The 1405-nt window shown below is 66.9% G+C and carries 1 protein-coding gene, 1 tRNA gene and 1 pseudogene; all 3 read right to left on the bottom strand.

From position 1 onward, the window contains the following. Window position 1 precedes the first annotated feature (1 nt). A tRNA-Val gene (locus Q0066_RS04730) sits at window positions 2-75 on the bottom strand. 28 nt (window positions 76-103) lie between these two features. Then, window positions 104-508, bottom strand: coding sequence for a DUF3052 domain-containing protein (locus tag Q0066_RS04735; RefSeq protein ID WP_298130562.1), 405 nt, complete (start codon window positions 506-508; stop codon window positions 104-106). Between the two features lie 156 nt (window positions 509-664). Further along, a pseudogene (locus tag Q0066_RS04740) lies at window positions 665-1405 on the bottom strand (pyruvate dehydrogenase (acetyl-transferring), homodimeric type); the annotation flags it as partial.

Here is a 1405-nt window from a genome sequence, read left to right on the forward strand (position 1 = left end):
GTGGGCGCAGAGGGACTCGAACCCCCGACCACCTCCTTGTAAGGGAGGTGCTCTAACCAGCTGAGCTATGCGCCCGAATTTCTCCGGCGGCCCATTGTGCCAGTTACCGGCGGGTGCCTTTCGGCCGGACCAGTTTCTGCGCCTGCCAGTTCGCAGACACCGTGGCCGGGTTGGCCAGCGCCAGGCCGGCGGTCAGGGCGGCTTCAGCGAGATCGGTCGGGTCGAGATAGTCCGGACGCCCCACCTTCGGGCTGAGCAGCCAGATATGCCCGGACGGGGAAAGATCGGTCAGCGCATCCACCAGGCCGTCAACGATGTCGCCGTCGCTGTCACGCCACCACAGCAGCACCACGTCGACAGCCTCGTTCGACTCGTAGAGCAGATCGCCGTCGATCGCGTCCATGATCGCGTCACGCAGCGCCTCATCGACATCGTCGTCCCAGCCGAGCTCCTGCACGGCCAGCCCTTTGGTGAATCCCAGGGCGGTCGCTGCCGACGCTTGGGTCATGCCGTCGGTGGTGGACACCTGCTTCCTTTCGAACCTCGTGGACGAAACGTCTGGTGCCCTAGCCTGCCAGAATTCCCCGCCGGACGGAAAGCCGGAGACGTGACAGTGGGCCGATGACCGAGGTCACGGTCACCGGCCCACTTGACATGCCGTTGATCAGGCGTCGCCGCCGGCCACGCCGGAGGCCCCGGCGTTCACGTCCAGCAGGCGGTACTTGTCCGCCGCCTGGGCCGCTGCGCCGGCGTCCACCTTGCCCTGCTCGCCCAGCACCTGCAGCGTCCGGACCACCATCGACGGACCGTCGATGTGGAAGAACCGCCGAGCGGCCGCGCGGGTGTCGGAGAAGCCGAAGCCATCGGCACCGAGCGAGTGGTATTCGCCGGGCACCCACTGGGCGATCTGGTCCTGGACCAGCCGCATGTAGTCCGAGGTCGCGATGAACGGACCGGGACGACCCTGCAGCTGCCGGGTGACGAACGGGACCTGCTTCTCCTCTTCGGGGTGGAGGAAGTTGTGCTCGTCGACGGCGATGCCGTCGCGCCGCAACTCGTTCCACGAGGTGACGCTCCATACGTCGGCCACCACGCCCCAGTCGTTCTTCAGCAGCTCCTGCGCCTCGAGCGCCCACGGCACACCGACACCGGACGCCAGCAACTGCGCGCGCGGCGCATCACCGCCGACCCCGTCGAACGAGCCCTCCTTGAGCAGGTAGATGCCCTTCTTGATCCCGTCGGCGTCGACGCCCTCCGGCTCGCGGGGCTGCACCATCGGCTCGTTGTACAAGGTGATGTAGAAGATGACGTCCTGCGGATTCTCGCCGTACATCGTCTCCAGACCGTGCTGCATGATGTGCGCGATCTCGTAGGAGTAGGCCGGGTCGTAGGAACGCACCGCCGG

This window comes from Micropruina sp. (genome assembly GCF_027492755.1).
Taxonomy (GTDB): domain Bacteria; phylum Actinomycetota; class Actinomycetes; order Propionibacteriales; family Propionibacteriaceae; genus Micropruina.

Coding starts and splice junctions, on each gene's coding strand:
- Q0066_RS04735 (WP_298130562.1), bottom strand. CDS start 508: ATGACCCAAGCGTCGGCAGCGACCGCCCTGGGATTCACCAAAGGGCTG.